The sequence below is a fragment of the Collinsella sp. AF25-2LB genome, from assembly GCF_003458415.1.
In the GTDB taxonomy this organism is placed as follows: domain Bacteria; phylum Actinomycetota; class Coriobacteriia; order Coriobacteriales; family Coriobacteriaceae; genus Collinsella.
Genome location: NZ_QRUF01000010.1, coordinates 46,432 through 72,845, shown reverse-complemented (window position 1 = coordinate 72,845; position 26,414 = coordinate 46,432). Strand labels below are relative to the sequence as shown.

Here is a 26,414-nt window from a genome sequence, read left to right as displayed (position 1 = left end):
GGTTTTCCCTTGACTAACGCCGAACCCATAGTAACTTTATTCCGAGAAGATTCCTAGGGTTTAGTACACCTATGAGTACACCATATACAGAGAGGGACAGCATGGGCGCAAATCCGCTGCTTTCCATCGAAGGTCTGACCGCCTCCGTGGACGAGAAGACCATCCTCCACAACGTCAACCTTAACGTCGCCGCCGGCGAGACCCACGTGCTGATGGGACCCAACGGCGCCGGCAAGTCCACCCTCGGCCACCTGGTCATGGGCGACCCCGTTTACACGGTCAACGACGGCCGCATCGTCTTTGACGGCCAAGACATCACCGAGCTCACCACCGACAAGCGTTCGCGCGCCGGCCTGTTCCTGAGCTTCCAGGCTCCGGTCGAGATCCCGGGCGTGCCGCTGTCGAGCTTTTTGCGCGCCAGCATCGCCGGCCGCCCCGGCCTGGAGATGAAGGGCAAGGAGTTCCGCCGTCGCGTCAAGGAGCTCGCGGCCGAGCTCAACATGGACACCGCCTACCTCAACCGCGAGCTGGGCGTGGGCTTCTCGGGCGGCGAGAAGAAGAAGGTCGAGATGCTCCAGCTCCTGCTGCTGCAGCCCAAGCTCGCCATCCTGGACGAAACCGACTCCGGCCTGGACGTCGACGCCCTGTCCACCGTCAGCCACGGCATGGACGCCTACCGCAAGAGCTGCGACGGCTCCATGCTCATCATCACGCACAACACGCGCATCCTGGAGCATCTGGATGTCGACCGCGTCCACGTTATGGTCAAGGGCCACATCGTGCGCGAGGACGACGCCTCGCTCATCCCCTGGATCGACAAGAACGGCTTTGAGACCTTCGAGCGCGAGGCCGCCGAGCAGCGCGCCCAGGCCGAGGCCGCCGCTGCCGAGCAGCAGGCGTAAAGGGGCGATGCAATGACCAAGAACCGCACCGAGGTCGCGGACATCGACCGCAGCCTCTACGACTTCACCTATGGCGAGGAGGGATTCGAGCGCCTCGATGCCGGCATCACGCCCGACATCGTGCGCGAGATCAGCGCAAAGAAGGACGAGCCGCAGTGGATGCTCGACCTGCGCTTAAAGTCCCTCGAGATCTTCAACCGCTTCCCGGACCCGACGTGGGGCCCCTCCATCGAGGGCCTGGACATGGGCAACATCGTCACCTACGTTAAGCCAAACACCGACCAAAAGCACGACTGGGAGTCGGTGCCCGACGACATCAAGAACACCTTTGAGCGCCTGGGCATCCCCGAGGCCGAGCGCAGCTACCTGGCGGGCGTCGGCGCACAGTACGACTCCGAGCTGGTCTACCACAACATGCAGGACACCGCGTCCAAGATGGGCATCGTCTACTCCGGCATCGAGGAGGCCCTGCACGACCCGCAGTGGGAGCCGCTCATCCACGAGAAGTTTATGACGCTCATCCCGCCCACCGACCACAAGTTTGCGGCCCTGCACGGCGCCGTGTGGTCGGGCGGCTCGTTTGTCTACGTGCCCAAGGGCACCAAACTCGACTTCCCGCTGCAGAGCTACTTCCGCCTCAACGCCAAGGGCGCCGGCCAGTTTGAGCACACGCTCATCATCGTCGAGGATGACGCCGACCTGCACTTTATCGAGGGCTGCTCCGCGCCCAAGTACAACGTGGCCAACCTCCATGCCGGTGCCGTCGAGCTCTTTGTGGGCAAGCGCGCGCACCTGCGCTACTCGACCATCGAAAACTGGTCCAAGAACATGTACAACCTCAACACCAAGCGTGCGCGTGTGGACGAGGACGGCGACATCGAGTGGATCAGCGGCTCCTTCGGCAGCCATGTGGGCTACCTCTACCCCATGAGCGTGCTCAACGGCCGCCGCGCCCGGTCGAGCTTTACCGGCATCACCTTTGCCGGCGCCGGCCAGAACCTGGATACCGGCTGCAAGGTCGTGCTCAACGCGCCCGAGACCTCGGCGACCGTCGAGACCAAGGGCATCTCCAAGAGCGGCGGCATCCAGACCTTCCGCAGCTCTATCGTGGCCACGCCCAAGGCCGAGGGTTCCAAGGCAACCGTGAGCTGCCAGTCGCTCATGCTCGACGACCAGAGCCGCTCCGACACCATCCCCGCCATGGACATCCGCGCCAAGAACGTCGACATCGGCCACGAGGCCACCATCGGCCGCATCGGCGACGACAAGGTGTTCTACCTGATGAGCCGCGGCATCTCGGAGGAAGAGGCCCGCACCATGATCGTCAACGGCTTTGCCAACCCGGTCTCCAAGGAGCTGCCGCTGGAGTACGCCGTCGAGATGAACAACCTGATCAAGCTCGAGATGGAAGGAGCGATCGGATAATGAAACAGGAAACCAACACCGCTGCTACCACCCTTGAGCAGGTCAACGCGATGCCGGCTGCCACTTGGGGCTGGCTGAAGATGAATCAGACCAAGCTCGAGCTCTCTGACGAGCTTGCCGCCGCTCCCGCGGAGGCCGTTGAGGTCGAAGGCTTGGGCGAGCAGTTTATTGGCGTGACAGACGCGTTCGACGCCGCCATGGACGCCATGGCCGAGCGCTTCCCCGAGCGCCGCTCCTCCGCCCCCGGTGATGCCGCCGACCGCGCCCGCATCACGCCCGAGACCGAGCTCGACGTGCCCGCCACCTCCGTCTACCAGGCCGGCGCCATCAAGCTCGAGGAGGAGCTCTCCCCTGCTGAAGCCTTCGAAACCGGCATGGGCGAGGCTGCCTACGCCTACTTGGCCGAGCACGCTACCAAGCGCATCGTCATCGATGTGCCCGCATACAAGCACGTCACGGCTACCGTGCGCGTGAGTGGCGTCGACGCAGCGGCTGCGATTGCCGCCATCGATGTCGTCGCCCGCCCGCAGGCAACGCTCGACTTGCAGATCGCCCTGGACTCCCCCGTTACCGGCGAGGGCGTCGTGGGCTCCGTGCTGCGCGTGTGCGCCCACGAGTACGCCACCGTCAATGCGACCTGCACGCAGACGCTCGACGACAGCTGGATCGCGCTCGACGACACCGGCCTGTTCCTGGACGAGGGCGCGCGCGTCAACGTGCAGCACACCGTCCTGGGTGCCGGCGCCAGCGCCACCGGCCTTGCCGGCGACCTGCTGGGCGACACCGCCAAGGTGACCATCGATACCGATTACCTGGGCGCCCGCGAGCAGGTGCGCGACTTTAACTACGAGTTGCGCCACCGCGGCCGCAAGACCGAGTGCGAGATCGACGCCAACGGCGTGCTGACCGGCACGTCCAAGAAGGTCTACCGCGGCACCATCGACCTCGTGCACGGTTGCAAGGGCGCAACCGGCACCGAGCGCGAGACCGTGCTGCTCGCCAACAAGGGCGTCGACAACAAGACCGTCCCCGTCATCCTGTGCGACGAGGACGACGTCGCCGGCAACCACGGCGCCACCATCGGCCACGTCCGCGACGAGCAGCTGTTCTACCTCGCCTGCCGCGGCCTTGACCAAAACGCCGCCGAGGATCTGTTCATCCGCGCCAAGCTGGAGGACGCCGCGCTTTCCGCCACCGATGAGCGCACCCGCGCTGCCGTCGTCCGCCTGGGCAACAACCTGATCGATAACTTTGAAGAGGAGCTCGCATGATCGATACCGAGCACGTTAAATGCGATACCTGCACCGCCCCCGAGCCCATGGAGCTCGACGCCAGCGACGAGGCCTCGCGCGGCTGGCCCACCGTCGACATCGAGACTAATCCATACAAGGCACAGTTCCCGCTGTTCCAGCAACACCCCGAGATCGCCTTCCTCGATAGCGCCGCCACCGCGCAGCGCCCCGCCTGCGTGCTCGACGCCGAGCGCGATTTCTACCAGCGCATGAACGCCAACCCCCTGCGCGGCCTGTATTCGCTGTCCGTCGAGGCCACCGATGCCATCGCCAAGGTCCGCCAGCAGATCGCCGACCTCATCGGCGCCGCCCAGGCCAACGAAGTCGTCTTCACCCGCAACACCAGCGAGTCGCTCAACCTGGTCGCTAAGAGCTTTGCGCCCACGGTGCTGGAGCCCGGCGACGAGGTCGTCATCACCATCATGGAGCACCACTCCAACCTGATTCCGTGGCAGCAGGTCTGCCGCGAGACCGGTGCCAAGCTCGTCTACCTCTATCCCACCAAGACCGGCCAGCTCACCACCGAGGAGGTCCTGGCCAAGGTGGGTCCCAAGACCAAGATTCTGGCCGTGGGTCAGGTCTCCAACGTGCTGGGCGTCGAGAACCCGGTCAAGAACCTCGGCAAGCTCGTGCACAAGTACGGCGGCTATCTGGTCGTCGACGGCGCGCAGTCGCTGCCGCACATGCCGGTCGATGTGGCCGACCTGGGCGCCGACTTCTTTGCCTTTAGCGCGCACAAGGCCATGGGCCCCATGGGCATCGGCGTGCTGTGGGGCAAGATGGACCTGTTCAACGCCATGCCGCCCATGCTCACCGGCGGCGAGATGATCGAATCTGTTACCGAGCAGGACGCCGTCTGGGCGCCCGTTCCCGAGAAATTCGAGGCCGGCACACAGGACGCCGCCGGCATCTTCGCCACGGGCGCGGCACTCGACTACCTGGTCAACACGGTGGGTTACGAGAACATCCAGGCCCGCGAGCAGGCACTCGTCCACTATCTGATGGGCGAACTCATGCAGCTCGACTTTGTCCAAATCATCGGCTCCATCTATTGGGACAACCACCACGGCGTTGTGAGCTTTAACGTCAAGGGCATCCACCCGCACGACGTCGCGAGCATCATGGACATGGACGGCGTCTGCATCCGCGCCGGTCACCACTGCGCGCAGCCGCTGCTTACCTGGCTGGGTGTCGAAAACCTTGCTTGTTGCCGCGCCAGCGTGGCCTTCTACAACGACAAGGCCGACATCGACAAGTTCATCGCCGGCCTGCATCACGTTTGGAGCACGTTCAATGGGTAATCTGTACACCTCCACCACATTTATGGAGCACAACTCGCACCCCGACTATAAGTACGAGATGGATGCTCCCACGCACGAGCACGACGGCATCAACCCCAGCTGCGGCGACGAGCTCACCCTGCAGCTGCGCGTCGAGAACGGCGTGATCGAGGAGGCCTCCTTTACCGGCCACGGCTGCGCCATCAGTCAGGCCAGTGCCGACATCATGGCCGACCTCATCACCGGCGAGACCGTCGAGGAAGCTCACCGCCTGGCAGAGCTCTTCCTCGCCATGATCCGCGGCGAGCAGCTCTCCGAGGAGGACCTGGAAGACCTGGACGAAGCCGCCCAGCTCCAGGACATCTCGCACATGCCCGCCCGCGTCAAGTGCGCCGAGCTCGCCTGGCGCACCCTCGACGGCATGCTCGAGGGGCAAACAAACCAGTAGTTTATGCCCCGAATCCAAGGTTTTTGATTGCCGAGCCGCCCGATACGGGCGGCTCTGTTTTTACCTAATGAGCGCGAACGCACAAAGTCCGCGCGTCCGGCGCCCCGTCTGACATTTGCCACACAGCCAGACGCGAGCACGGGCGTTTTCCACAGCACCAAAGGCCTGCGGCAGGGCCCCGGGCCCGCCAAGCAATGCGCCAAGCCCCGTTCTGCGAAGCTCCGACTCGCTTCGCGCCTGCCGCAGACGGGTCCCATAGGGAGCGGCGTGCATTTTTGCGAGTATTCAGCACGCCAAGCTGTGTGTATACGCATCGAAAGCGTTAATCAACGTCTTTAGGCGCATATATATTGTGTTTTAGAACAAGCATCGCGGTCTGACGGGACGCAGGCACGTGCTTCGGGGGCGCAACGGCGGGAATCAATAGCTTCGGGACCCGTATGTTGCAAGATTGCGGCGGTGCCGACAGCAACACGATGCTGAAAACTCCGTTTTTTGCACGGCGCAGACGGGGGTAGGCACGGGCAAACCCGGACCGAGCCGTTATTTTATGCAAGATGACGATTGTTCTATGCATATTAAGAAGTGCAGTTACCGTACCAAGCTTTTGAACGCTGGTTGCGGCGTATGGACGACCCCAGCTGCGATGAACAGGCGACCTTACATCACGTTTCCGCCAGCCCGCATCGCCGTTCGCGCGCGGGCGCGCACGATACGAGAGACGGTACTTTTGCCAATCCCGGTATACCGCTCAATCTGGCGCACCGTAAAGCCGGCATTGCTCAATCCAACAATAACGGTATCGCGCTGCGCCGGCGGTGCAGTTTTAACCACATTGAGCGGAACCCCGAGGCTCTTCGCCAACTTGTCGGCAAAGGCGTGGCGTTCCCACTCTGTCTCTTTCATATCGCACAGCGCCGGCTCGCTACCGTCCGGCGTCGAAAGCGAATAGGCAATAAAGCCCTCGGCAGAACCAAAAAGTTCAAGCACGCAAGAAGGATCAGAAAATCCCCTCGCGGCATCGGCCGCATCACAGTCGTAAGAGCGCAGATGTTCCGCAAAGCTGCTCCAGGGATAACGCTCGATTAGGCTAACGCCCACCTCCTGCGGATCGGCGTGTACGGAGCGAATAGCCTCCATCACCTGCCAATCGGTATCGAGCGAGCGCCGGTCAAAACGGTTCTGGAACAGATGCCCTGTGCGCCCCGTGCGTTTATTGAACCGCCGCGCGTACGTCAAAAGCAACCGGTGCATCGCCGCGCTCATCCTGTCCTCGTAATCTGTAAGCACCAAATGCACGTGATTGCCCATAAGGCACCAGGCGATAACCGTCACACCCTCCTCCCGACAGCACTCGCGCATCAGCTCCAAAAACTCCCACCGGTCTTCATCGCTCTCAAAGATGAGCTGTTTGCCCACACCGCGAGCACAGGCATGGTAAAAGCCGGTAACCGTTCTCCAAACGCGCTGCATGGCGCTCCCTTCGCCGGGATCTGCTTACCATCCAATACAGCACGATTGAAGCGTGCCATCAAAACATTCACGCAAAACAATACGCTCGCGCAGCCAAAGGCAGCAAACAGGCGGCGAACGGCACCGTTGCAACAGGTCAACCACTGCAACGCTTGCAAGAGCGGACCAAAAGCTTGCCCAAGACGGACCCCCTCTACGGAAGTTCACGACCACAGAACATAGAGTTAAACCGTTTCAATTAAAACTTCAGGACTTCTCGCTACGAAAACTGAGCCGTTCGCCGAATATTCCGTGCATTTCGCGGTATTATAGGGGCTGCATGTCATGTCCCTTTCGAAGGGTCGCCCGGCAATCGCCAGCCACGACCCCCAGACGGGACGCCAACACGATAGAGAGGAGAGGCATGCAGTACTCACAGGAAGTGGAGAACATGTGCCCCGTTGCCAAGGGTGCATACCACGGCCCCGCACCCATCCCCGAGGAGGGCAAGTGGGTCCAGGCTAAGGAGATTTCCGACATCTCCGGTCTTACGCACGGTGTGGGTTGGTGCGCACCTCAGCAGGGCGCCTGCAAGCTCACGCTGAACGTCAAGGACGGCATCATCGAGGAGGCCCTCGTTGAGACCATCGGCTGCTCGGGCATGACCCACTCTGCCGCCATGGCTTCCGAGATCCTTCCCGGTAAGACCATCCTCGAGGCCCTCAACACCGACCTCGTCTGCGACGCCATCAACGTTGCTATGCGCGAGATTTTCCTGCAGATCGTTTACGGCCGCAGCCAGACCGCGTTCTCCGAGGGCGGCCTGCCCGTGGGCGCCTCCCTCGACGACCTCGGCAAGGGCCTTCGCTCTCAGGTCGGCACCATGTTCGGCACCAAGGCCAAGGGCGCTCGTTACCTCGAGCTCGCTCAGGGCTACGTCACCCGCATGGCTCTCAACGACAAGAACGAGATCATCGCATTCGAGTTCCTGAACCTCGGCAAGTTCACCGACGCCGTCAAGGCCGGCAAGACCCCCGAGGAGGCCATCGCTGGCGCTATGGGCCACTATGGTCAGTGGGAGAACGCTGCCAAGTACATCGACCCGCGCACCGACGAGGAGACTCACTCCGTCGCCAGCGTGTTCCCGGTTCACGAGTAGAAAGGGAGGGAAATAACTATGACTGTTACGTTCGAAGGTTACGAGCGCCGCGCTGACAAGATCAACAAGTGCCTCGCCGACAACGGCATCGCCTCCCTCGAGGAAGCTCTGCAGATCTGCACCGACAAGGGCTTCAACCCGCGTGAGATCGTCAACAACACCCAGTCCATCGCCTTCCAGAACGCCGAGTGGGCCTACACCCTCGGCTGCGCTCTCGCTGTCAAGCGTGGCGCCAAGACCGCTTCTGAGGCTGCCGCCATCATCGGCGAGGGCATCCAGGCCTTCACCGTTCCCGGCTCCGTCGCCGAGGACCGCAAGGTCGGTCTGGGCCACGGCAACCTGGGCGCTATGCTGCTCTCCGACGACACCGAGTGCTTCGCCTTCCTGGCTGGCCACGAGTCCTTCGCTGCCGCTGAGGGCGCTATCGGCCTGGCTCTGAACGCCAACAAGGCTCGCAAGAAGCCGCTGCGCGTTATCCTCAACGGTCTGGGCAAGGACGCCGCTCAGATCATCGCCCGCATCAACGGCTTCACCTACGTGAAGACCCAGTTCGACTACTTCACGGGCGAGCTCAAGGTCGTCGAGACCATCCCCTACTCCGATGGTCCCCGCGCCGCCGTCAACTGCTACGGCGCCGACGACGTCCGCGAGGGCGTTGCCATCATGTGGCACGAGAACGTCGACATCTCGATCACCGGCAACTCCACCAACCCGACGCGCTTCCAGCACCCCGTCGCTGGCACCTACAAGAAGGAGCGCCTCGAGGCTGGCAAGAAGTACTTCTCCGTCGCTTCTGGTGGCGGCACTGGCCGTACCCTGCACCCGGACAACATGGGCGCCGGCCCTGCCTCTTACGGCATGACCGACACCATGGGCCGTATGCACTCCGACGCCCAGTTCGCCGGTTCTTCCTCCGTGCCTGCGCACGTCGACATGATGGGTCTCATCGGCATGGGTAACAACCCCATGGTCGGTGCCACCGTCGCCTGCGCTGTCGCCGTCGAGGAGGCCCTCAAGGCCTAATCGCGCTTGCGCGATGCTCATATAGTTGAGCTTTGGAGCCGCTATCCACCCGGGTAGCGGCTCTTTTTGTTTGCGCTGGCGCAGGGTATCTAATGCCGATATATCAGCTGGGGCGAAATACGAGATGTGAAGAGATGGAGCGTCAGAGCGTCCATGACGCCCACCTGCCATATTTGCCCTTTACCGATTTGACGAGTCTTTGCGGCCCCATTGCCGATCACCCGTGCGACAATGCGCCGGACGAGAAAGGAATCCGATGGAATCGACTGATGTACTGGTAATTGGATCTGGCATTGCGGGCCTTTGTGCCGCCATCGAAGCGGCACGCACGGGTGCAACCGTCACTGTGGCAAGCGCCGGCAAGACCATGAGTGGATCGAGCTTCTTCCCGGGTACCTGGGGCCTCGGCCTCATCGGTCCCGTCGACGAAGACGACGAGCAGGACCTCATCGACACCATCCAGACCGTCGGCGGCGGTGTCGCCGACCCCGAACTCGTCCAAACGTTCGTCCACGGCATTCCCCAAGCGATTGACTGGCTCGAGCAAGACCTGGGCGTTGAGCTCCAGCGTCCGCAAAGCGCCAAGAGTGCTCAACAAAAGCAATTTATCCCCTGCTTTGACCACAAAACGCGCATGTGGCGCGGCCTCACCCGCAAGCCCCTTGAGGACGCTCTGACGACCTGGATCGAGTCGCTCGGCATTCGCCTGCTCCCCCGCCATGAGCTTATCGACCTTGTTGAGGACACGAACGGCAGAATAACCGGAACCGTACTCTACGACCTTACCGAAAATCGAATCGTGCCCTTTGCTGCCAAGGCCACGATCATCGCAGCCGGTGGCACAGGCGGCCTGTTCGAGCGCAGCCTTACGTCGGCTGATGTGCTCAGCTCCTCGCAGGCCATCGCACTGGCGCACGGCGCAACACTTACTAATATAGAGTTCATGCAGATGATGCCCGGCTTCATCGAGCCCAGGCGTAACTTGGTCTTCAACGAGAAAACCTGGCGCTACGTGCATGTAGACCAGCCGGTAGATATTGCCGACGACAAGCTGAACGACCTGCTCGAGCAGCGCTCTGGATATGGTCCCTTCACGTCACGCTTGGCCTCCCGCGCTATCGATCTCGTCATCGATCAGGCAGGTGTCGAAGGCCTGGCACTCCACTACGACTTCCCCCGCGAGGATGTCCCAGAGTTTGTGCAGACCTTTGCCACCTGGCTGCAAGACGAGCACGGCATCGCCCCGACTGACGAGATGCGCGTTGCGATGTATGCCCACGCCGCTAACGGCGGCATCAAGATCGATAAGACTGCGCACACGGGCATTGAGGGCCTCTACGCTTGCGGCGAGGCGACAGGCGGCATGCACGGCGCCGACCGCATTGGTGGCTTGTCAAGCGCCAACGGCATCGTATTCGGACGTATCGCGGGCGCATCGGCAGCCCTCACAGCGCAGAAAGAGCCTGAGGCGGCCCTGAAGGCGGATATCACCCTCCCCCAGTACGGCATTGCCACAACAGATGCCGAACGCCTGACACACAGCCTTAGGCACACGATGAGCACCTTTTGCATGATCAACAGGACCGAAACAGGCCTATCCGAGGCACTACACGAGCTTGAGGGCTTGAAGACGGAGGCAACGACCTTGAGCACACAGAAAGCCCAGGACAGCGAAGTCGCAGCCCTCGCCCGCCTGCAATCGCAGATTCAGCTGGCACAGGAAATGGTCAAAGCCATGCGCAAGCGAACCGAAAGTCTCGGGTCGCACTATCGAGCGGATTAAACCGGACACCTATCTAAAGCAGAACACAACCAATCGATATCCATGGGCCCCGTGAGCTCGAAGCAGCACGGGGCCCATTCGTGTCCGCACGACAGCGTATCCTTATTCTGAATACAGAGCGGACAAAGCCCGCATAGAAAATAGACCAGCGAGGAGGAGATATGGACAGTAGAGATATCGAGAAGTGGCGTATCGAACTTGATAGCTACGCCAATGTGGAAGACGGCGTTGAGTATTGGCTCGCACGCGATTTAATGGAACCCATGGGGTACACTCGATGGGAGAACTTCGCCGAAGTTGTTAAGAGGGCAAAAGTCTCATGCGAAACAAACAAAACTCCAGTTGATTCCCATTTTCGTGACACCACGAAAATGGTAACTGCCGGTGTCGCCGCTCGCGCGGTTAAAGACTACAAACTTACGCGCTATGCATGCTATTTAATCGCACAGAACGGAGATTCAAACAAGCCAGAGATCGCGCTCGCCCAGGCATACTTTGCCGTGCAGACGCGCCGCCAAGAGCTCATAGAGCAGCGCTTCGCAGAGATTCAGCGCTTGCAGGCGCGTCACTCGCTATCCGATTCAGAGAAACAGCTCTCGGGTATTGCGTTCAAACGCGGCGTGGACTCCAAAGGATTCGCGATCATCAAGTCGAAGGGCGATGAGGCGTTATTCGGCGGCAGAAGCACGGCGGAAATGAAGCAGTAGCTCGGCGTACCCAAGAGCGCGGCATTGGCGGACAGGTTAGCCGATGTCCTCATCAAAGCAAAGGACCTCACGAACTCGATGACGGCCTTCAACGCCGAGGAACACGACTTGTACGGTCTGGACCAGATCAAACAAGAACACGTCGAGAACAACACGAGCGTGCGTGGCAGCCTCATCGACCGCGGAATTGTTCCCGAGAACCTACCGCCTGCCGAGGATACAAAAAAGCTCGAGCGTCGCGTGAAGGCAGACGAGAAGAAACTCAAGGAGGGTACTGACGGTTTCACCGATCCCCAGGGTAGACTCAATCTGTGAAAGCGGCCGCGCCCTTTCGGGTTCGACCCCATGCGAGGGTTACAAAAAAGCGACCAGCCTAAGCCAGTCGCTTTAACATGCTTTGGGTGGGCCGTCAGGGGGTCAGCCTGCTGTGCAGGCGGTCACTGCGGCGCTTCGCGCCTTGCGCGCTGCGCTGGCAAATGCTTACGCATTTCCTCAGCTCCGCGCCCCGACGGGTTCGACCCGATGCGAGGTTAACAAAAAAGCGACCAGCCTAAGCCAGTCGCTTTAACATGCTTTGGTGGGCCGTCAGGGGGTCGAACCCTGGACCTTGGGATTAAGAGTCCCCTGCTCTACCAACTGAGCTAACGACCCAAAGCTAAAGTCCGTTATGGCGGACTTTAGAGGAGATATCGTGTGGTGGGCCGTCAGGGGTTCGAACCCTGGACCTTGGGATTAAGAGTCCCCTGCTCTACCAACTGAGCTAACGACCCGATATCAACACGAAGCAAGAACTGGGGTGGGTAAAGGGACTCGAACCCTCGACCTACGGGACCACAACCCGTCGCTCTAGCCAACTGAGCTACACCCACCGTGTCCTGTGCGCTTCGCGCTCGACTATTATTGCAAGGAACGCCACGCGATGCAAGCCCCAATTTTCAAGAATTTTGAAAAGAGTTTTTCGAGCGCGTTTCGAGCAATTCCCACCGGTTCCATAGGAGTAAACTTGCCCCACTGCAAATCCTCGAAAGGACCGGCATGAAAGAACTCTCCAACCGCACGGCAACATTTACCGATTCGGTCATCCGCCGCATGACACGCATCTCCAATAAGTACGATGCCGTCAACCTGTCGCAGGGCTTCCCCGACTTCGATCCTCCGGCGCAGCTGCTCAACAGCCTGAGCACCATCGCCGCCGACCCCAAGCCGCTCTACCACCAGTACTCCATTACCTGGGGCTCCCAGGCCATGCGCGAGGCGCTCGCCGCCAAACAGGAGCACTTTATGGGCATGCCGATCGACCCCAACAAGAATATCGTGGTCACCTGCGGCTCCACCGAGGCCATGATGGCCGCCATGATGACGGTTACGAACCCCGGAGACAAGGTCGTCATCTTCTCGCCGTTCTACGAGAACTACGGCGCTGACACCATTCTCTCGGGTGCCGAGCCCATCTATGTGCCGCTCAACCCGCCCACGTTCGACTTTGACCGCGAGACGCTCGAGGCAGCCTTCCGCGACAACGACCCCAAGGCCATCGTCCTGTGCAACCCTTCCAACCCTTGCGGCAAGGTCTTTACGCGCGAGGAGCTCACCTTCATCGCCGACCTCTGCAAAAAGTACGACGCCTACTGCATTACCGACGAGGTATACGAGCACATCGTCTACGCGCCCCACGAGCACGTCTATATGGCCACGCTGCCCGGCATGTTCGAGCGAACCATCAGCTGCAGCTCGCTGTCTAAGACGTACTCCATCACCGGTTGGCGCCTGGGCTACACCATCGCCCCGGCCCAGATCACCGAGCGTATCAAGAAGGTCCACGACTTTCTCACCGTGGGTGCCGCCGCTCCCCTGCAGGAAGCCGTTGTCACCGCCCTCAACTTCGACGACAGCTATTACGATGAGGTCCTCGACCTCTACACCGCCAAACGCGACTTGTTCTGCCAGGGGCTCGATAGCATCGGTCTTGAGCATAACGTGCCGCAGGGCGCCTACTACGTCATGATGGACATCTCTGAGTTTGGCTATGACAGCGACCTCGAATTCTGCGAGGACCTCGCATCCAAGGTGGGCGTGGGCGCCGTGCCCGGCTCGAGCTTCTTCCGCGAGCCCGTCAACCATCTGATTCGTTTCCACTTTGCCAAGCGGGATGAGACGCTTAACGCGGCACTGGAGAACCTCAAGTCGCTACGTGATAAAATCAAGCCGCGCGGGTAAGGACGGCCCGGCAACTAAAGCAACCAAAGAAGCCCCGCACCGCCCGCCACGTTGCGAGGCTTCTTCTTTTTATAGCGCTTTCTTAAATGGTTTAGAGCCCTATACTTTAGTCACGGAGCAACTCGTCCCAGAGAGAGGAATACTATGGCAGAACAGCAGCTTATCGGAGCGCTCGAGGCCGGCGGCACCAAGATGGTCTGCGCCACGGGCTATGCAGACGGTACGGTCCTGGAGCGTGAGCAGATCGCGACCACGACCCCGCAGGAGACCGTTGAGGCCGTCAATGCATGGTTTGCGAACAAGGGCATCGCCGCGCTGGGCATCGGCGCCTTTGGACCCACCGCAGTCAACCCTGCCTCGCCCCAATACGGCAAGATCCTGGAGACGCCCAAAACGGCATGGCGCTACTTCGACCTGCTGGGCACCATCCAAAACGAGCTCAATATTCCCTGCGGCTACGACACCGACGTCAACGTTGCCTGCTTGGGCGAGGTCACCTTTGGTTGCGCCCAGGGCCTCACGGACGTGGTCTACCTGACCATCGGCACCGGTGTGGGCGCCGGCGTGCTCTCGGGCGGTAAGCTCGTACACGGCATGATGCATCCCGAGGCCGGCCACATCCTGGTCACGCGCGACCCGCGCGACACCATCGGCGAGCATAGCGCTTGCCCCTTCCATGACAACTGCCTCGAGGGCCTCATCGCCGGCCCCGGCGTTAAAAAGCGCTGGGATGGCAAGAGCGCCGGAGACATGGCCGATGACCCAGAGGCCATGGATCTGCTCGCAGGCTATCTAGCACAGGCGCTCATGACCTACACGCTGTGCTACGCGCCGCAAAAGATCATCATCGGCGGCGGTGTGGCCGACCACACCCCCATCGTGCCGCTCGCACGCAAAAAGTGTGCCGAGATGCTCAACGGCTATATCGTCACGCCCGAGGTCAACGACATCGATAACTACATCGTCAACAACAGCCTCGAGGGCAAGCAGGGCATTATGGGCTGCCTGGCCCTGGGCGCACAGGCGCTTCAGTAGCAGACGCACCCACAGGGCGTGGCGCGCCCGGCAAATCCGACCTACGGAACGACGCCACCACGCCTCATATAAGCCCTCAAATAAAAAAGGCCGCCTAGGACCAAACAATACGTCCTAGGCGGCCTTTTTAGCGCACATCAGCGACCGTAAGAGATATCGGAGCACAACGCCCGTTGCCGCTCCACAGCAGTCGATCATCACATCGGTGATCATGCCGGCGCGTCCCGGCACAAAGAGCTGAATCGTCTCGTCGATCGAGGGAATCAGCAGCAGGAACACCGCCGTGGGCAGCAGCACGTCAAAGGTGCGCCGGCCCTCAAAATCAAAGGCGTGCGTTGCCAAGATGCCGAGCACCATATACTCGGTAAAATGCGCGCACTTGCGAACAACAAAGTTGGTCACCCATTCATATGGAAGTCCCACGCTGTGCAGGAAACCGCGGATAGCTTCCATGACCGTTAGGCTCAGCGAGCCCGACCCCGAGCCGGGAACCAGCGAATTGCCCCAGATCAAGAGCGCCATCAGGCAGGTTACAACCGCCCATTTTCGATTGATCTTAACCATGCAGAAGTTATGCCTCCGCGCGGAGCGGCGCGAAGCTGGCGGTACCGCCCTCGATAACGCTCAGATAGGCACGGCCCGTACGCTTGGCGGTTGAGGACTGCAGGCGCTCGATCTCTTCCTCGAGGATCTGATTGACGCGCTCGTGACGACGGTTTTCCATAATGCCGGCGGCAATAGCCTCGGCCCGCTCGATGCTCTCGCGCGAGATACGGGCAGTATCCTCGGGGAACACAGCACTGTGACGGCCGACATAGGCGGGGGCAGCAGGCTGAGGGGCAGCGACGGGAGCGGGGGCTGCAACAGGAGCGGGCTCGTCAATCTCATCCAGAATCGCGGTGGCGGCGGCCCACATGTCCTCGTGGCCCGAGTAATCGGCCATGGGAACATCAACCTCGAGCGAGGCGTCCGGAAGGTCGCCGGTGTCGATGCGATCTTGGGCATCAATCGATGCGGTGACGGCTGCAGGCTCATCGAGGTCATCGAGATCGATGTCCACGGCACCGGAGATGATAGGCATGCTGGCGAGGTTTGCATTGTACGGCGCAGCCTCAGCCGCCTGCTGCTGGGCAGGAGCGCCCCAAAGCGAGCTTTCGGCGGCACGGCGGGCGGCAACGGCCTCCTCGTCCGCAGTCATGGCTTCATCAACGTACGAATTGTCGGCAGAAGCGTTCGCGTCCGCCGAGGTAGCGCTGTAGGCGTTATTGGCTGCCGCGTTGGCGACGAGCGCCACGAAAGCCGCCGTGCTGCCCGCAGGGGCGGCCTGGGAGCCAGACACGGCGCGTGCCGCGGCGGCGATGTCGTCGCGATTGAAGGAGCCGGTCTGCCCGCCGTTGGTGAGCTCGTCGATGGCGACTTGATAGACGTCGCGCGAGTGTGCAGGGTCGCAGCTCACCGGCGAATCGTCGTCAAGCATACTGTCGATCATGGACCAAGCCTCGTCCTCGTCCATAGCATCTGCGGCTCGAGCGATGGTAGGGACACCATCATCGGCATGACGGCGCTGGAACGCACCAGTCAGGCCGGAAAGGAATGCCGAGGTAGACTGCTCCGCCTGAGCCTGAGAATCAGAAGCCGCAGCGTAAGGAGTCGCATCCTGCTGCTGAGCTGAAATCGAGGCGGTCTTGAACTCGCTTTGATGCTGATTGAGATTGGCGGCACCGCCCATGGCATCGGGCTGGAACAGACGCTCTTCACGCTGCGCACGATACTCGGAGATACCCAGCGAGGCGGCATAGATGCCCACGCCCGCCACCGCGCCCACGGCGAAGGGAACCGCACCCGCCACGACCGTCTCGTTCACAGACGAAAACGGCAGCGTCGCGGCATACATAACCACGGGAGCGGCAAGGCCGATCCCGCACGAAAGTCCGGCAAGGACTGCTCGTTGTGTTGCATCAGAAGAAGCCATGAGCTCTCCCCATCTTCCAGCACCCAAATCGCATCATTCAGTTGGCTGCGCGAGAGAAGATGAAGCGGGGCTATGCCCCAAAGCAACGGTATATGGTTCGTTTCATCTGCGTTATCCGTCGCGAAGCTTAAAAGCTATTATGCGAAACCGCCCTGTCGATTGCAAGCGACGATGTCGGATTGAAACGGGAAACCTGCTGCTTGCCAGTCTTATGGTCAAAAATAAGCGCGGAGCGGCGATATAGAAAAGGGCCGAGGCTCAAAGCCCCGACCCTTTATTGCATTGATGACTATCGCTGCGTGTGGATGACAACCTAGAACGTCTGCTCGTAGTCGCTGTGCTTTTTGGCCGAACGCACCAGGAACTCCTGGTTGGTGTTGGTGCCCTTAAGACCCTTGATAAACGACGCAGCTGCGCGCTCGGTGTTGTTCATGCCGGCAAGAATGCGACGCAGGCCAAAGACAAACGGACGCATCTGCTCGTCAACCAACAGGTCCTCGTTACGCGTACCGGAGGCAACGGGGTCGATAGCCGGGAAGATGCGGCGGTCGGCCAGGTCGCGGTCGAGCTTGAGCTCCATGTTGCCGGTGCCCTTGAACTCCTCAAAGATGACCTCGTCCATCTTGGAGCCGGTGTCGATGAGGGCAGAGGCCAGGATGGTGAGCGAGCCACCGTTCTCGATATTGCGGGCTGCGCCCAGGAAGCGCTTGGGCGGATACAGTGCCGCCGAATCGACGCCGCCCGAAAGGATGCGGCCTGAGGCGGGCGCCGCCAAGTTGTAGGCGCGGGCAAGACGCGTGATGGAGTCGAGCACCACCACGACATCGCCGCCCAGCTCCACGATGCGCTTGGCGCGCTCGATGACGAGCTCTGCCACACGAGTGTGGTTGTCGGCGGGCATATCGAAGGTCGACGCCACAACCTCGCCCTTGATGGAACGCTGCATATCGGTAACCTCTTCGGGGCGCTCGTCGACGAGCAGGCAGATGAGGTGCACCTCGGGGTTGTTAATCGAGATAGACTGGCAGATCTTCTTGAGGATTGTGGTCTTGCCGGCCTTGGGCGGGGACACGATCAAGCCACGCTGACCCTTGCCGATCGGCGACACGATGTCGATGGCGCGACCGGTAATGGAATCCTTGCCATGCTCCATGCGCAGCGGCTCGTTGGGATAGACCGGGGTGAGGTCACCGAACTTGGGGCGGTTGCGAATCTGCTCGGGGTCTAGACCGTTGACGGTCGTGATTTTGGCGAGGCCGGCGCGCTTGTCGCCGCCGCGCGAAGGACGAAGCGAGCCCTCGATGACGTCGCCCGTGCGCAGACGCGCGGAGCGGATGAGGTAGGCGGGCACGAAGGCGTCGTCGTTGGACTTCATGTAGCCATGGGCATGGATGATACCGGAGCTGTCCGGACGAATCTGCAGGATGCCCTTGATGTCGCGGAAGCCCTCGGCCTTCGCGGCGGTGACGTAGATCTCCTCGACGAGCTCGGCTTTCTTCTTGCCGGTCGTCTCAATCTCGAACTCCTTGGCCTTCTCGCGCAGCTCGGCGACCTTCATGGCCGCGAGCTCCTCGCGCGAAAGCGTGGGCTCGGTGGGAGCGGCATTGCGCTCCTTATTGCGCTGCTTGCGGTCGCGCTGACGGTTGCGGCGATCGTTGTTACGCTCGTCCTTGCGCTCGTTGCGGTCATTACGCTCGTCGTTGCGCTTGTGCTGACGGCGGTTGGGGCGAGCGCTCTCTTCGGTCTCGACGGGGGCGGTGCCATCGGTTGCGGAGGCGTCTTCGTTAGCCGAAGCATCATCGCTGGCCTCGGCATTGGAATCGCCCTGCGGCTCGGCCTCGGCATGCTGCTCGACGGCCTTGGCCTTAGCGGACTTCTTGCGACCGCGCTTGGGCTTCTCGGACGCAGACTGTTCGACGTCTTGGGGCTCGGCGGCATCAGTCGATGCATCGGCGGTCGTCTCGGCGGAAACCTCGGACGCACCCTTCTTGGCAGCCTTGGCCTTGGACGTGCGCTTAGCAGCAGTACGATGGCTGCGACCAGGACGGACGTCGGCGGGCTCGACATCGGCAGAAACGGCCTCGGAAGTCGTAGCATCCTGGACGGGCGCGTCGGCAGCGGTTGCAGGCTCGGCGGTCGCCGCAGCATCCCGAGCGGCGGCGGCTGCGGCTGCGGCCTTCTCGGCCTCGACGAAAGCCTTGGGCTTGCGACCGCGACGGTGCGGGCGCAAAGCCGGATCGACAACGGGAACTTCGCTGGCCTCGACAGGCGCAGCGGGCTCAACAGGCGATGTGCCCTCCCCTGCCGCGGAACGGACCGAAGCCTCAGCGAGCTCGGGGGTTACCTGATCGGCAACCTGCTCGGCCTTAGCAGCCGTGCGACGGCGTGTGCGCGGTACCGGCTTCTCGGTTGGCTGGTCGGCGACAGGGGTCTCGGTGGCGGCAGGCGTCTCGGGCACAAACGGAGCTGCAAGCTCGGTCAGAGCCGCGGCCTCACGCTCGGCAGCACGACGGCGGGCGCGCACCACCTGAGCCTCGCTAATCTGCGCCAACGCACGTGCCTGCGCGACCTCATCGGAAATCGGCGCCGAGGAGTCAGCTGCAACGGTACGCTTGGCGCGCGTCGTGCGCGTGGTACGGCGCTTGGGCTTGGTGACCTCCTCGCCGTCATCGGCAGGCTTGGCCGCGCGGCGCGTACGCTTGGGCTTTGCCGGAGCAGCCTCCTCACCAGTTGCAGACACGGCCTTCTCAGCCGCTACAGGCGTAGGCGTCGAAGCAGCCTTAGGCGTCTCAGGAGCCGAGGCTTGCGCGGGCGCCGCGACCTGGTCCGACGCAACCGGTGCAGCGGGAGCGGCTTGCGTCGTCGATATTTCGTTTTCTTGCTGTTGATCAGACACAGTGTTTGCTCAACTTTCTTTTCAAGCCCTGTGATCACATGCTCCCTGCATAAACCTTCAGGGCGGCTAAACAGTCTAGCTCCGTCAAATACCGACGGACATCATTGATCTGTATCGAGATATTTGCGTCATATACGCAGCGTTAGTGTAACACAACCGCAACCACCTGCAACTTAGTCATTGAGGACGTTCTTAAACGACTAGTCAAAAGGGACAATCTTTGGTTTACCGCCCACAAACCTGAATGCCTCCGCCAAAACTATGACGGTTTACTACGACGAATCGCTCAACCGCGACCACTCCGAAATTTGTTGAACTAAAACCGCAGGTAGATGCCTTGCACTTTTTTGCGAAAAGCCGGCGTGGTTGGAATTTCTCAATTCATCGTAGTAAACCGGCATAGTTTCGTATTTCCAGCAGTCCCAAATTCGTCAATACGACGGCGTTTGTGCAAAAAGCCCGACCTCCATATGGGAGATCGGGCTTTCAAGGCTCAGTTAAACCAAACTTGCGCGGTCAAATGACCCGTAGCTTACATCTGCTCGGGAGCGGAGACACCAACAAGGGTGAGCACCAGGGCGAGCGTCACGCGGACGGCGTCGCAAGCGGCCAGACGGGCACGCGAAAGCTCGGGGTCGACGGGACGGCCCTCGCTCGGCAGAACCTGGCAGGCAGCGTAGAAGCTGTGGAAGTCGCCGGCGAGTTCCTCAGCAAAGTGCGTCAGACGGAACGGGGCGCGGTCGCGAGCGCAGCTGGCGATGAGGTCGGTGAGCTCGTTGAGCTTACGCGAAAGGGCGAGCTCGGTCGGGTCGGTCAGCAGCGAGTAATCAACGTTCTCACCGATGGCCTTGGCGGCGACGGCCTTCATGCCCATCTCGTCAGCCTGCTCGGGCGTAACGTCGGCGGCACGGCGCAGGATGGAGCACACGCGGGCGTGAGCATACTGCACGTAATAGACCGGGTTGGAGTTGTCGCGCTTCTTAACGGCCTCAATATCGAAGTCGACCATCTGGTTGGAGCTCTTGGAGATGAGCGTGTAGCGGGCGGCGTCGGAACCGACCTCGTCGACGAGCTCCTGCAGGGTCACCATGGTGCCCTTGCGCTTGGACATACGGACGGGCTTGCCGTTGCGCAGCAGGTTGACGAGCTGGCCCAGCAGAACCTCAAACTTGCCGGGATAGCCAAGAGCGTCGCAGACGCAGCGGACGCGCTCGATGTAGCCGTGGTGGTCGGCACCCCAGATGTCGATGACGTGGTCGACGCGCTGGAACTTATCCCAGTGATAGGCAACGTCGGAGGCGAAGTAGGTGTACTCGCCGTCGGACTTGATCAGGACGCGGTCCTTGTCATCGCCCAGGTCGGTGGAGCGGAACCACAGGGCGCCGTCCTTGGTGTAGAGGTAGCCCATCTTGTCGAGCTTCTCAAAAGCGCGGTCGACGGCGGAGGTGCCGGCGGTCTCGCCCTCAGTGTCCTTCACATACAGTGAGCGCTCGGAGAACCAACGATCGAAGTCGCAGTTAACGGCATGGCAAAGGTCGCGCATGTTGTCGACCATCTTTACATAGCCGCGCTCGCGGAAGCTCTCCATACGCTCCTGAGGATCGGCGTTGACCCACTTATCGCCGTCAGTGCGCCAGAACTCGGCGGCCTCGTCGATGATGTAGTCGCCGCCATAGGAGTCCTTGCCAAGGGTCTCGGCAAAGTTATCCTGGTACGGATGAGTCTCGGGATGCTCGTCATTCTCGTCGGCAACGAAGGCGTCGCGGTCGGCAATCAGCAGCTTGTGAGCCTCGTCGATATCCACGCCCTGCTTGGCGATGATGTCGGCAAGCTGCATATAGCGCGTGCTGATGGAGTTGCCGAAGGTGTTCATCTGAGAGCCGTGGTCGTTGATGTAGAACTCACGCTGGATGTCGTAACCGGCGTGGTCCATAACACGGCAGAGTGAGTCGCCCAGCGCGGCCCAGCGGCCGTGGCCGATGTGCATGGGGCCGACGGGGTTAGCGGAAACGAACTCGACCTGGGTCTTCAGGCCACCACCGACGTTGGACTTAGCGAAGTCCATACCCTTCTCGCGAGCCTCGCCAAAGATGGCATTCTTGACGGCAACGGAGAGGTAGAAGTTGATGAAGCCGGGGCCTGCGATCTCGACCTTCTCGATCGCGGGGTCCTCGGGCATATGGGCAACGATGGCCTCGGCGATCTTGCGCGGGGCGCAGTGGGCCAGCTTGGCGGACTTCAGGGCCATGGTAGAGGTCCACTCGCCATGAGAAGTGTCAGCCGGTCGCTCGATAGCGCAATCGTCAAGTTCAAATGCGGAAAGGTCGCCGGCCTCCTGGGCCGCAGCAAGCGCAGCGCGTACCAGCTCTTCAATCTTCTCGGGCATAGATCCTCCTTGTGTTAAAGCCCCCGAGCTCTTGGTCACTCGTAGGGCAAAAGCCAGAGTTTGTAGCACTCTATCACAAGCGACGGGCACTGTCGCAGGGTAAAGCTAATAGATATTGCATATGCACAAAAATGACTACAGCTTGTATGGAGTCACTCAAAGATGCCAGTCTGCCTGCAGATTATGCAGGCGTTGAAAATGCATAAAGGTGTGAATGAGCTGCGTCTGTTATCGAATACTCTTACCTATCAGAGTTGTGTGCTTTTCCTGCATAAAGTAAGGGTTTGCGCACGTCAGCGTGTTATTCTAGACATACGTAAATTCGTATAAGTTGGAGGTAGCATGTTCTCAATCGGTCAACACGTCATTCATCCGGGTCAGGGAGTCTGCACCGTCGTCGGTTTTAGGGACGACACGCCGCAGCCCATGCTGTTGCTCGAGACCAAGCAGGGACATGCGCAGACGATCCTCATGTACCCCGTGGCGCAGGCCGATCGTTTGCATGCCGCCATCTCCCAGCAAGATGCCGAGCACCTGCTGAGCCACTATGACGAGCTGGAGTGCGACACCTTTACCGAGCGTAACAGCTCGCTTGAGGAGACGCACTTTAAGCAGCAGCTCAAGCTGGGCGCGCCCGAGACGGTCCGCGTGGCAAAGACCATGATGCACCGCATTCGCCAGGCCGAGGAAGCTGATAAAAAGCCCAGCTCTTACTACATGCGCGTACTCAAGGAGGCCAAGCGTCGCTCCATCGAGGAGTTCGCCGTGGCCTTGGGCGTCACCGAGGAGGACGCCGAAGCCCGCCTAGCCCAAGCCGCCCTCAACTAACCCAACCGCGCCAAAACCACCACAAAGGGGACAGACACCTTTGTGGTGGTTTTCTTGTTCTAGTAGTATTCATTCTTATCGATACCCACGAGCACAAGGAGTCTCTTATGGCAGAGCCGCTTACCGCCGGAATCACCCGCGACCGCGCGTTCGAACTGCTCAACGAACACAACAAGGACCCGTTCCACATCACCCATGGCGAGACGGTCGAGAGCACTATGCGCTACTTTGCGCGCGAGTTCGACCCCGAGAACGAGGAGTTTTGGGGCATCGTCGGTCTGCTGCACGACCTGGATTGGGAGGAGCATGAGGACGACCCCATGAACCACACCATCTATGCTGCCGAGATTCTTGAGGGCGAAGGTGCGTCTCCCGAGCTCATTCGCGCCATCCAGACGCACACGTCGGACTTCAACACCTCGCTGCCCAAACCCGAGCTGCAGATGGAAAAGATCCTGTTTGCCTGCGATGAGCTCACCGGCCTGATCGGCGCTGCAGTCATCATGCGCCCGAGCAAGAGCGTTATGGACTTTACGACCAAGTCGCTCAAGAAGAAGTTCAAGGACAAGCGCTTTGCCGCCGGCTGCTCGCGTGACGTGATTTCGCAGGGCGCCGAGATGCTGGGCTGGGAGCTTCCCGAGCTCTTCGACCGTACCATCGCGGCCATGCAATCCTTCGCTCCCGATCGCGACACCTTCCAGGCCTAACCGCCCACGCCACCTATAACCACCGCAAAGGGGACAGGCACCTTTGTGGTGGTTTTTCGTTTGCAACAGGTTTAGGGACGGACCTGGCCGGTGCCGCGGAGCTTGTATTTGTAGGTAGTGAGGGCCTCGGCGGCAAAGGGGCCGCGGGCGTGGAGCTTTTGGGTCGAGATGCCGATCTCGGCGCCCAGGCCAAACTCGCCGCCGTCGGTGAAGCGCGTGCTGGCGTTGGCATACACGGCCGAGGCATCGACCGCGTCCAGGAAGCGCTCGCAGGCATCCTCGTCCTCGGCAACGATGGCCTCGGAGTGCATGGTGCCGTAGCGGTTGATGTGCGCGATGGCTTCGTCCTCGTTCGCCACGACCTTCACGCTCATCTCGAGCGCCAGATACTCGCGGCCCCAGTCCTCCTCAGTCGCGGCTACATAGTCGTCGCCCTCGGCAAGCCCGGCGGCAGCGCATGCGGCGCACGTGGCCTCGTCGCCGTGAATCAGCACGCCGTGGTCGTGCAGCACGGCAACGACCGCCGGCAAAAACGAATCCGCCACGGCACGGTCGACCAGCAGCGACTCGGCGGCATTGCACACGCCCACGCGCTGCGTCTTAGCGTTGACGATAATGTTGAGCGCCTTGTCAAAATCGGCGGATTCATGCACGTAGATGTGGCAGTTGCCTGTGCCCGTCTCGATCACCGGCACAAGCGACTCGCGCACGCAGCGCTGGATCAGGCCCGCACCGCCACGCGGAATGAGCACATCGACAATACCGCGGAGCTTCATGAGCTCGCCGGTGGCCTCGCGGTCGGTGGACTCGATCATCGAGATAGCTTCGCGTGGAAAGCCCTGGGCCTCAAGCGCATCGGCCAGCAGTTCGGCAATCATGGCGCACGAGTGGTAGGCCAGCGAACCGCCGCGCAGGATGCAGGCGTTGCCGGTGCGGATGCAGATGCCCGCGGCATCGGCCGTCACGTTGGGGCGCGCCTCGTAGACCATGGCAACCAGGCCCAGCGGCACACTCACGCGCGTAAGGTCCACGCCACTCGCAAGCACACGGTGATCGAGCACGCGGCCCACGGGATCGGGCAGCTCGGCGAGCTTCTCCAGGCCGGCGGCCATGCCCTCGACGCGCTCGGGCGTCAGCAGCAGACGATCGAGCAATCCGACCGAGGTGCCCGCATCACGCGCAGCGGACATATCGAGCTCGTTGGCGGCGACGATGGAGTCGATACCGTTGCGCAGTGCTGCGGCCATGGCGCGCACGGCCTCCTGGCGCTGCTCGTCGCTCGCCGTGGCAAGCGAGGCCGACGCTGCCTTAGCGGCAACGGCAAGATCGTGGACATACGTGGCTATATCGACCGACATGGACGGCCCTTTCTCCTAGAAGTTTGCAACCATGGTAGCCGATTTGCGCATGGCCTCGCCCGCGGCGGTAGAATTGGTCAACCCGAAACACCGCAACGAACGGAAGACTCACATGGCCCTCATTACTTCGTACCACGTCCCCGGCCTGTATGTCGAGGACCACAGCATCGACGTCCCCCTCGACTGGCGCGGCCTGGAGCCAATGCTCCTGGCCGTCGGCAGCACCATGCGCCGCGGCGCTATGCCGGCACCAATCGCCGGCGCGCCCGAGAGCATCAAGCTCTTCTACCGCGTGGTTTGCGCGCCCGACCGCATCAACGACGATCTGCCGCTGCTTCTGTTTTTGCAGGGCGGCCCCGGCGGCGAGAGCCCGCGTCCGCTGTCACCCACAAGCGATGGCTGGATCGAGGAGGCCGTCAAGCACTTCCGCGTGGTCCTGCCCGACCAGCGCGGTACCGGGCGCAGCAGCTGTGTAGACGGGCGCACGATTGCCGCACTGGGCGAGCGCGCCGAGGCGGCAGGCTCCGATGCGGCCCGCTCGCAGGCGGACTTCCTCAAGCGTCACCTCACCAGCTCCATCGTGCGCGATTTTGAGTACCTGCGCCTGGTGGGCTTTGGCGGCAAGCCCTGGGTCACACTCGGGCAGAGCTACGGCGGCTTTTTGACGTTGAGCTATCTGTCGCTCTTCCCCGAGGGCGTGGCGGCAAGCTTTACCTGCGGCGGCATTCCGCACGTGCCGGCGAGCGCCAGCGAGGTCTACGCGCACACCTTCCCGCGCATGGCCGCCAAGACGCAGCAGTATTACGACCGTTACCCCGCCGATGTCGAGCGCGTGGCAGCCCTGGCCGATGCGCTCGAGGCTCAGAAGCCCGTACTGCCCGACGGCTCGCCAATGACGGTCGAGCGCCTACAGCTCATGGGCAGCGACTTTGGCATGAAGCCGAGCTTTGAGCGCATGCATTGGATTATCGATCACGCGTTTGTTACAGGCGACGGTACGCTGAGCTGCGGCTCCTCGGTATCCGACAGCTTTTTGATGCGCGCCTTCGAGCGCACCAACACGCGCACGAATCCGCTGTACTGGACGCTGCAGGAGTTCATATACGCCGACGGTGACACTATGCCCATTGGCTGGGCCGCAGCTGAAGAGAAGGCACACCACGCCGAGTTCGACACCCTCGCGCGCCCGCTCATGTTTACCGGCGAGGCCATGTTCCCGTGGATGTTCGAGCAGATGCCCGAGCTCAAGCCCTTCAAGCCCGCCATGGACCTGCTGATGGAAGACACCAGCTGGGACAAGATCTATGACCCGCAGCGCCTGGCCTGCAACGAGGTGCCGCTCCAGGCCGCGGTGTACTTCGATGACATGTACGTCGATTCGAGTCTGCAGCTCGACACGCTCAGCCGCGTGGGCAACTCGCACGCCTGGGTAACCAACGAGTTCGAGCACGACGGCCTGCACGGCAGTGTGGTATTCAAGCACCTCTTCGACGAGTCCCTCAACCGCGGAGACCTGCGCCGAATCTTCTAGCAAAGGAGTGTCC

21 protein-coding genes and 3 tRNA genes are annotated in these 26,414 nt (G+C 61.4%); 15 read left to right on the top strand and 9 right to left on the bottom strand.

Annotated elements, in window-relative coordinates; genetic code table 11:
• Positions 1–101 precede the first annotated feature (101 nt).
• From sufC to sufU, 5 genes are read left to right on the top strand one after another with little or no spacing between them, the layout of a single operon-like run.
• The gene (gene sufC, locus DWY51_RS06205; RefSeq protein ID WP_117770221.1) at positions 102–902 is read left to right on the top strand and encodes a Fe-S cluster assembly ATPase SufC; all 801 of its coding nucleotides are present in this window, start codon (positions 102–104) and stop codon (positions 900–902) included.
• 12 nt (positions 903–914) lie between these two features.
• On the top strand, positions 915–2,327 hold the full coding sequence (gene sufB / locus DWY51_RS06200; protein WP_117770220.1) for a Fe-S cluster assembly protein SufB: 1,413 nt from the start codon (positions 915–917) through the stop codon (positions 2,325–2,327).
• Entirely contained in the window at positions 2,327–3,598 is a 1,272-nt protein-coding gene (locus DWY51_RS06195; RefSeq protein ID WP_117770219.1) for a SufD family Fe-S cluster assembly protein, read from the top strand. The genes sufB and DWY51_RS06195 overlap by 1 nt, the downstream gene beginning before the upstream one ends.
• A complete protein-coding gene (locus DWY51_RS06190; RefSeq protein WP_199411386.1) occupies positions 3,595–4,920 on the top strand; it encodes an aminotransferase class V-fold PLP-dependent enzyme in 1,326 nt (441 codons plus the stop codon). The genes DWY51_RS06195 and DWY51_RS06190 overlap by 4 nt, the downstream gene beginning before the upstream one ends.
• Complete coding sequence (gene sufU / locus DWY51_RS06185) at positions 4,913–5,347, top strand: Fe-S cluster assembly sulfur transfer protein SufU (protein WP_117770218.1); 435 nt, start codon at positions 4,913–4,915, stop codon at positions 5,345–5,347. Before DWY51_RS06190 ends, sufU begins: the two co-directional genes overlap by 8 nt.
• Positions 5,348–6,007: 660 nt before the next feature.
• Here the strand turns inward: sufU and DWY51_RS06180 are convergent.
• On the bottom strand, positions 6,008–6,820 hold the full coding sequence (locus DWY51_RS06180; RefSeq protein ID WP_117770217.1) for a transposase: 813 nt from the start codon (positions 6,818–6,820) through the stop codon (positions 6,008–6,010).
• Between the two features lie 403 nt (positions 6,821–7,223).
• On the opposite strand from DWY51_RS06180, the gene DWY51_RS06175 reads away from it, so the two are divergent.
• From DWY51_RS06175 to DWY51_RS09570, 5 genes are all read left to right on the top strand, one after another.
• Positions 7,224–7,958 (top strand): iron-sulfur cluster assembly scaffold protein, encoded by a 735-nt coding sequence (locus tag DWY51_RS06175; protein WP_006235554.1) that lies wholly within the window; start codon positions 7,224–7,226, stop codon positions 7,956–7,958.
• Positions 7,959–7,976: 18 nt separating this feature from the next.
• Positions 7,977–8,981, top strand: a complete 1,005-nt coding sequence (locus DWY51_RS06170) for a GGGtGRT protein (protein WP_022094815.1) — start codon at positions 7,977–7,979, stop codon at positions 8,979–8,981.
• 256 nt (positions 8,982–9,237) lie between these two features.
• Complete coding sequence (locus DWY51_RS06165) at positions 9,238–10,764, top strand: FAD-dependent oxidoreductase (protein WP_117770216.1); 1,527 nt, start codon at positions 9,238–9,240, stop codon at positions 10,762–10,764.
• A gap of 161 nt (positions 10,765–10,925) precedes the next feature.
• On the top strand, positions 10,926–11,471 hold the full coding sequence (locus DWY51_RS09575) for a BRO family protein (protein WP_199411385.1): 546 nt from the start codon (positions 10,926–10,928) through the stop codon (positions 11,469–11,471).
• Positions 11,472–11,549: 78 nt separating this feature from the next.
• Positions 11,550–11,786 carry a hypothetical protein gene (locus tag DWY51_RS09570; protein WP_199573609.1) on the top strand — a complete coding sequence of 79 codons (237 nt, stop codon included), beginning with the start codon at positions 11,550–11,552 and terminating at the stop codon, positions 11,784–11,786.
• Positions 11,787–12,046: 260 nt separating this feature from the next.
• Here DWY51_RS09570 and DWY51_RS06155 read toward each other — a convergent pair.
• The 3 genes from DWY51_RS06155 to DWY51_RS06145 form a co-directional block, all read right to left on the bottom strand.
• A tRNA-Lys gene (locus tag DWY51_RS06155) sits at positions 12,047–12,122 on the bottom strand.
• 43 nt (positions 12,123–12,165) lie between these two features.
• Positions 12,166–12,241: transfer RNA gene (locus DWY51_RS06150), tRNA-Lys, on the bottom strand.
• Positions 12,242–12,263: 22 nt separating this feature from the next.
• Positions 12,264–12,340 (bottom strand) — tRNA-His (locus DWY51_RS06145).
• Between the two features lie 166 nt (positions 12,341–12,506).
• Between DWY51_RS06145 and DWY51_RS06140 the strand changes: the two genes are divergently transcribed.
• Both DWY51_RS06140 and DWY51_RS06135 read left to right on the top strand, forming a co-directional pair.
• Complete coding sequence (locus tag DWY51_RS06140) at positions 12,507–13,688, top strand: pyridoxal phosphate-dependent aminotransferase (RefSeq protein WP_117770215.1); 1,182 nt, start codon at positions 12,507–12,509, stop codon at positions 13,686–13,688.
• A gap of 144 nt (positions 13,689–13,832) precedes the next feature.
• Positions 13,833–14,723 (top strand): ROK family protein, encoded by an 891-nt coding sequence (locus DWY51_RS06135; RefSeq protein ID WP_117770214.1) that lies wholly within the window; start codon positions 13,833–13,835, stop codon positions 14,721–14,723.
• A 114-nt stretch (positions 14,724–14,837) separates the two neighbouring features.
• Here the strand turns inward: DWY51_RS06135 and DWY51_RS06130 are convergent, their stop codons facing one another.
• From DWY51_RS06130 to argS, 4 genes are all read right to left on the bottom strand, one after another.
• Entirely contained in the window at positions 14,838–15,287 is a 450-nt protein-coding gene (locus DWY51_RS06130) for a VanZ family protein (RefSeq protein ID WP_117770213.1), read from the bottom strand.
• 7 nt (positions 15,288–15,294) lie between these two features.
• Positions 15,295–16,695, bottom strand: a complete 1,401-nt coding sequence (locus DWY51_RS06125; protein WP_117770212.1) for a hypothetical protein — start codon at positions 16,693–16,695, stop codon at positions 15,295–15,297.
• Positions 16,696–17,008: 313 nt separating this feature from the next.
• Complete coding sequence (gene rho, locus DWY51_RS06120) at positions 17,009–19,591, bottom strand: transcription termination factor Rho (RefSeq protein WP_233504642.1); 2,583 nt, start codon at positions 19,589–19,591, stop codon at positions 17,009–17,011.
• A gap of 532 nt (positions 19,592–20,123) precedes the next feature.
• On the bottom strand, positions 20,124–21,977 hold the full coding sequence (argS, locus tag DWY51_RS06115; RefSeq protein WP_055286535.1) for an arginine--tRNA ligase: 1,854 nt from the start codon (positions 21,975–21,977) through the stop codon (positions 20,124–20,126).
• A gap of 342 nt (positions 21,978–22,319) precedes the next feature.
• On the opposite strand from argS, the gene DWY51_RS06110 reads away from it, so the two are divergent.
• Both DWY51_RS06110 and DWY51_RS06105 read left to right on the top strand, forming a co-directional pair.
• The gene (locus DWY51_RS06110) at positions 22,320–22,805 is read left to right on the top strand and encodes a CarD family transcriptional regulator (protein WP_022094807.1); all 486 of its coding nucleotides are present in this window, start codon (positions 22,320–22,322) and stop codon (positions 22,803–22,805) included.
• A gap of 107 nt (positions 22,806–22,912) precedes the next feature.
• Positions 22,913–23,512 (top strand): HD domain-containing protein, encoded by a 600-nt coding sequence (locus tag DWY51_RS06105; RefSeq protein ID WP_117770211.1) that lies wholly within the window; start codon positions 22,913–22,915, stop codon positions 23,510–23,512.
• A 71-nt stretch (positions 23,513–23,583) separates the two neighbouring features.
• On the opposite strand, the gene DWY51_RS06100 is transcribed toward DWY51_RS06105, so the two are convergent.
• A complete protein-coding gene (locus tag DWY51_RS06100; protein WP_117770210.1) occupies positions 23,584–24,870 on the bottom strand; it encodes a glutamate-5-semialdehyde dehydrogenase in 1,287 nt (428 codons plus the stop codon).
• Between the two features lie 112 nt (positions 24,871–24,982).
• Between DWY51_RS06100 and DWY51_RS06095 the strand changes: the two genes are divergently transcribed.
• Positions 24,983–26,401, top strand: coding sequence for an alpha/beta fold hydrolase (locus DWY51_RS06095; protein ID WP_117770209.1), 1,419 nt, complete (start codon positions 24,983–24,985; stop codon positions 26,399–26,401).
• Positions 26,402–26,414 lie beyond the last annotated feature (13 nt).

Bases quoted from the DNA above. Each gene is read 5' to 3' on its own strand.
- DWY51_RS06095 (WP_117770209.1), top strand. From the start codon at position 24,983: ATGGCCCTCATTACTTCGTACCACGTCCCCGGCCTGTATGTCGAGGAC.
- DWY51_RS06125 (WP_117770212.1), bottom strand. From the start codon at position 16,695: ATGGCTTCTTCTGATGCAACACAACGAGCAGTCCTTGCCGGACTTTCG.
- DWY51_RS06165 (WP_117770216.1), top strand. From the start codon at position 9,238: ATGGAATCGACTGATGTACTGGTAATTGGATCTGGCATTGCGGGCCTT.
- DWY51_RS06105 (WP_117770211.1), top strand. From the start codon at position 22,913: ATGGCAGAGCCGCTTACCGCCGGAATCACCCGCGACCGCGCGTTCGAA.
- DWY51_RS06135 (WP_117770214.1), top strand. From the start codon at position 13,833: ATGGCAGAACAGCAGCTTATCGGAGCGCTCGAGGCCGGCGGCACCAAG.
- sufU (WP_117770218.1), top strand. From the start codon at position 4,913: ATGGGTAATCTGTACACCTCCACCACATTTATGGAGCACAACTCGCAC.
- DWY51_RS09575 (WP_199411385.1), top strand. From the start codon at position 10,926: ATGGACAGTAGAGATATCGAGAAGTGGCGTATCGAACTTGATAGCTAC.
- DWY51_RS06175 (WP_006235554.1), top strand. From the start codon at position 7,224: ATGCAGTACTCACAGGAAGTGGAGAACATGTGCCCCGTTGCCAAGGGT.
- DWY51_RS06100 (WP_117770210.1), bottom strand. From the start codon at position 24,870: ATGTCGGTCGATATAGCCACGTATGTCCACGATCTTGCCGTTGCCGCT.
- DWY51_RS06180 (WP_117770217.1), bottom strand. From the start codon at position 6,820: ATGCAGCGCGTTTGGAGAACGGTTACCGGCTTTTACCATGCCTGTGCT.
- DWY51_RS06110 (WP_022094807.1), top strand. From the start codon at position 22,320: ATGTTCTCAATCGGTCAACACGTCATTCATCCGGGTCAGGGAGTCTGC.
- sufC (WP_117770221.1), top strand. From the start codon at position 102: ATGGGCGCAAATCCGCTGCTTTCCATCGAAGGTCTGACCGCCTCCGTG.
- DWY51_RS06130 (WP_117770213.1), bottom strand. From the start codon at position 15,287: ATGGTTAAGATCAATCGAAAATGGGCGGTTGTAACCTGCCTGATGGCG.
- DWY51_RS06170 (WP_022094815.1), top strand. From the start codon at position 7,977: ATGACTGTTACGTTCGAAGGTTACGAGCGCCGCGCTGACAAGATCAAC.
- sufB (WP_117770220.1), top strand. From the start codon at position 915: ATGACCAAGAACCGCACCGAGGTCGCGGACATCGACCGCAGCCTCTAC.
- DWY51_RS09570 (WP_199573609.1), top strand. From the start codon at position 11,550: ATGACGGCCTTCAACGCCGAGGAACACGACTTGTACGGTCTGGACCAG.
- argS (WP_055286535.1), bottom strand. From the start codon at position 21,977: ATGCCCGAGAAGATTGAAGAGCTGGTACGCGCTGCGCTTGCTGCGGCC.
- DWY51_RS06195 (WP_117770219.1), top strand. From the start codon at position 2,327: ATGAAACAGGAAACCAACACCGCTGCTACCACCCTTGAGCAGGTCAAC.
- DWY51_RS06140 (WP_117770215.1), top strand. From the start codon at position 12,507: ATGAAAGAACTCTCCAACCGCACGGCAACATTTACCGATTCGGTCATC.
- DWY51_RS06190 (WP_199411386.1), top strand. From the start codon at position 3,595: ATGATCGATACCGAGCACGTTAAATGCGATACCTGCACCGCCCCCGAG.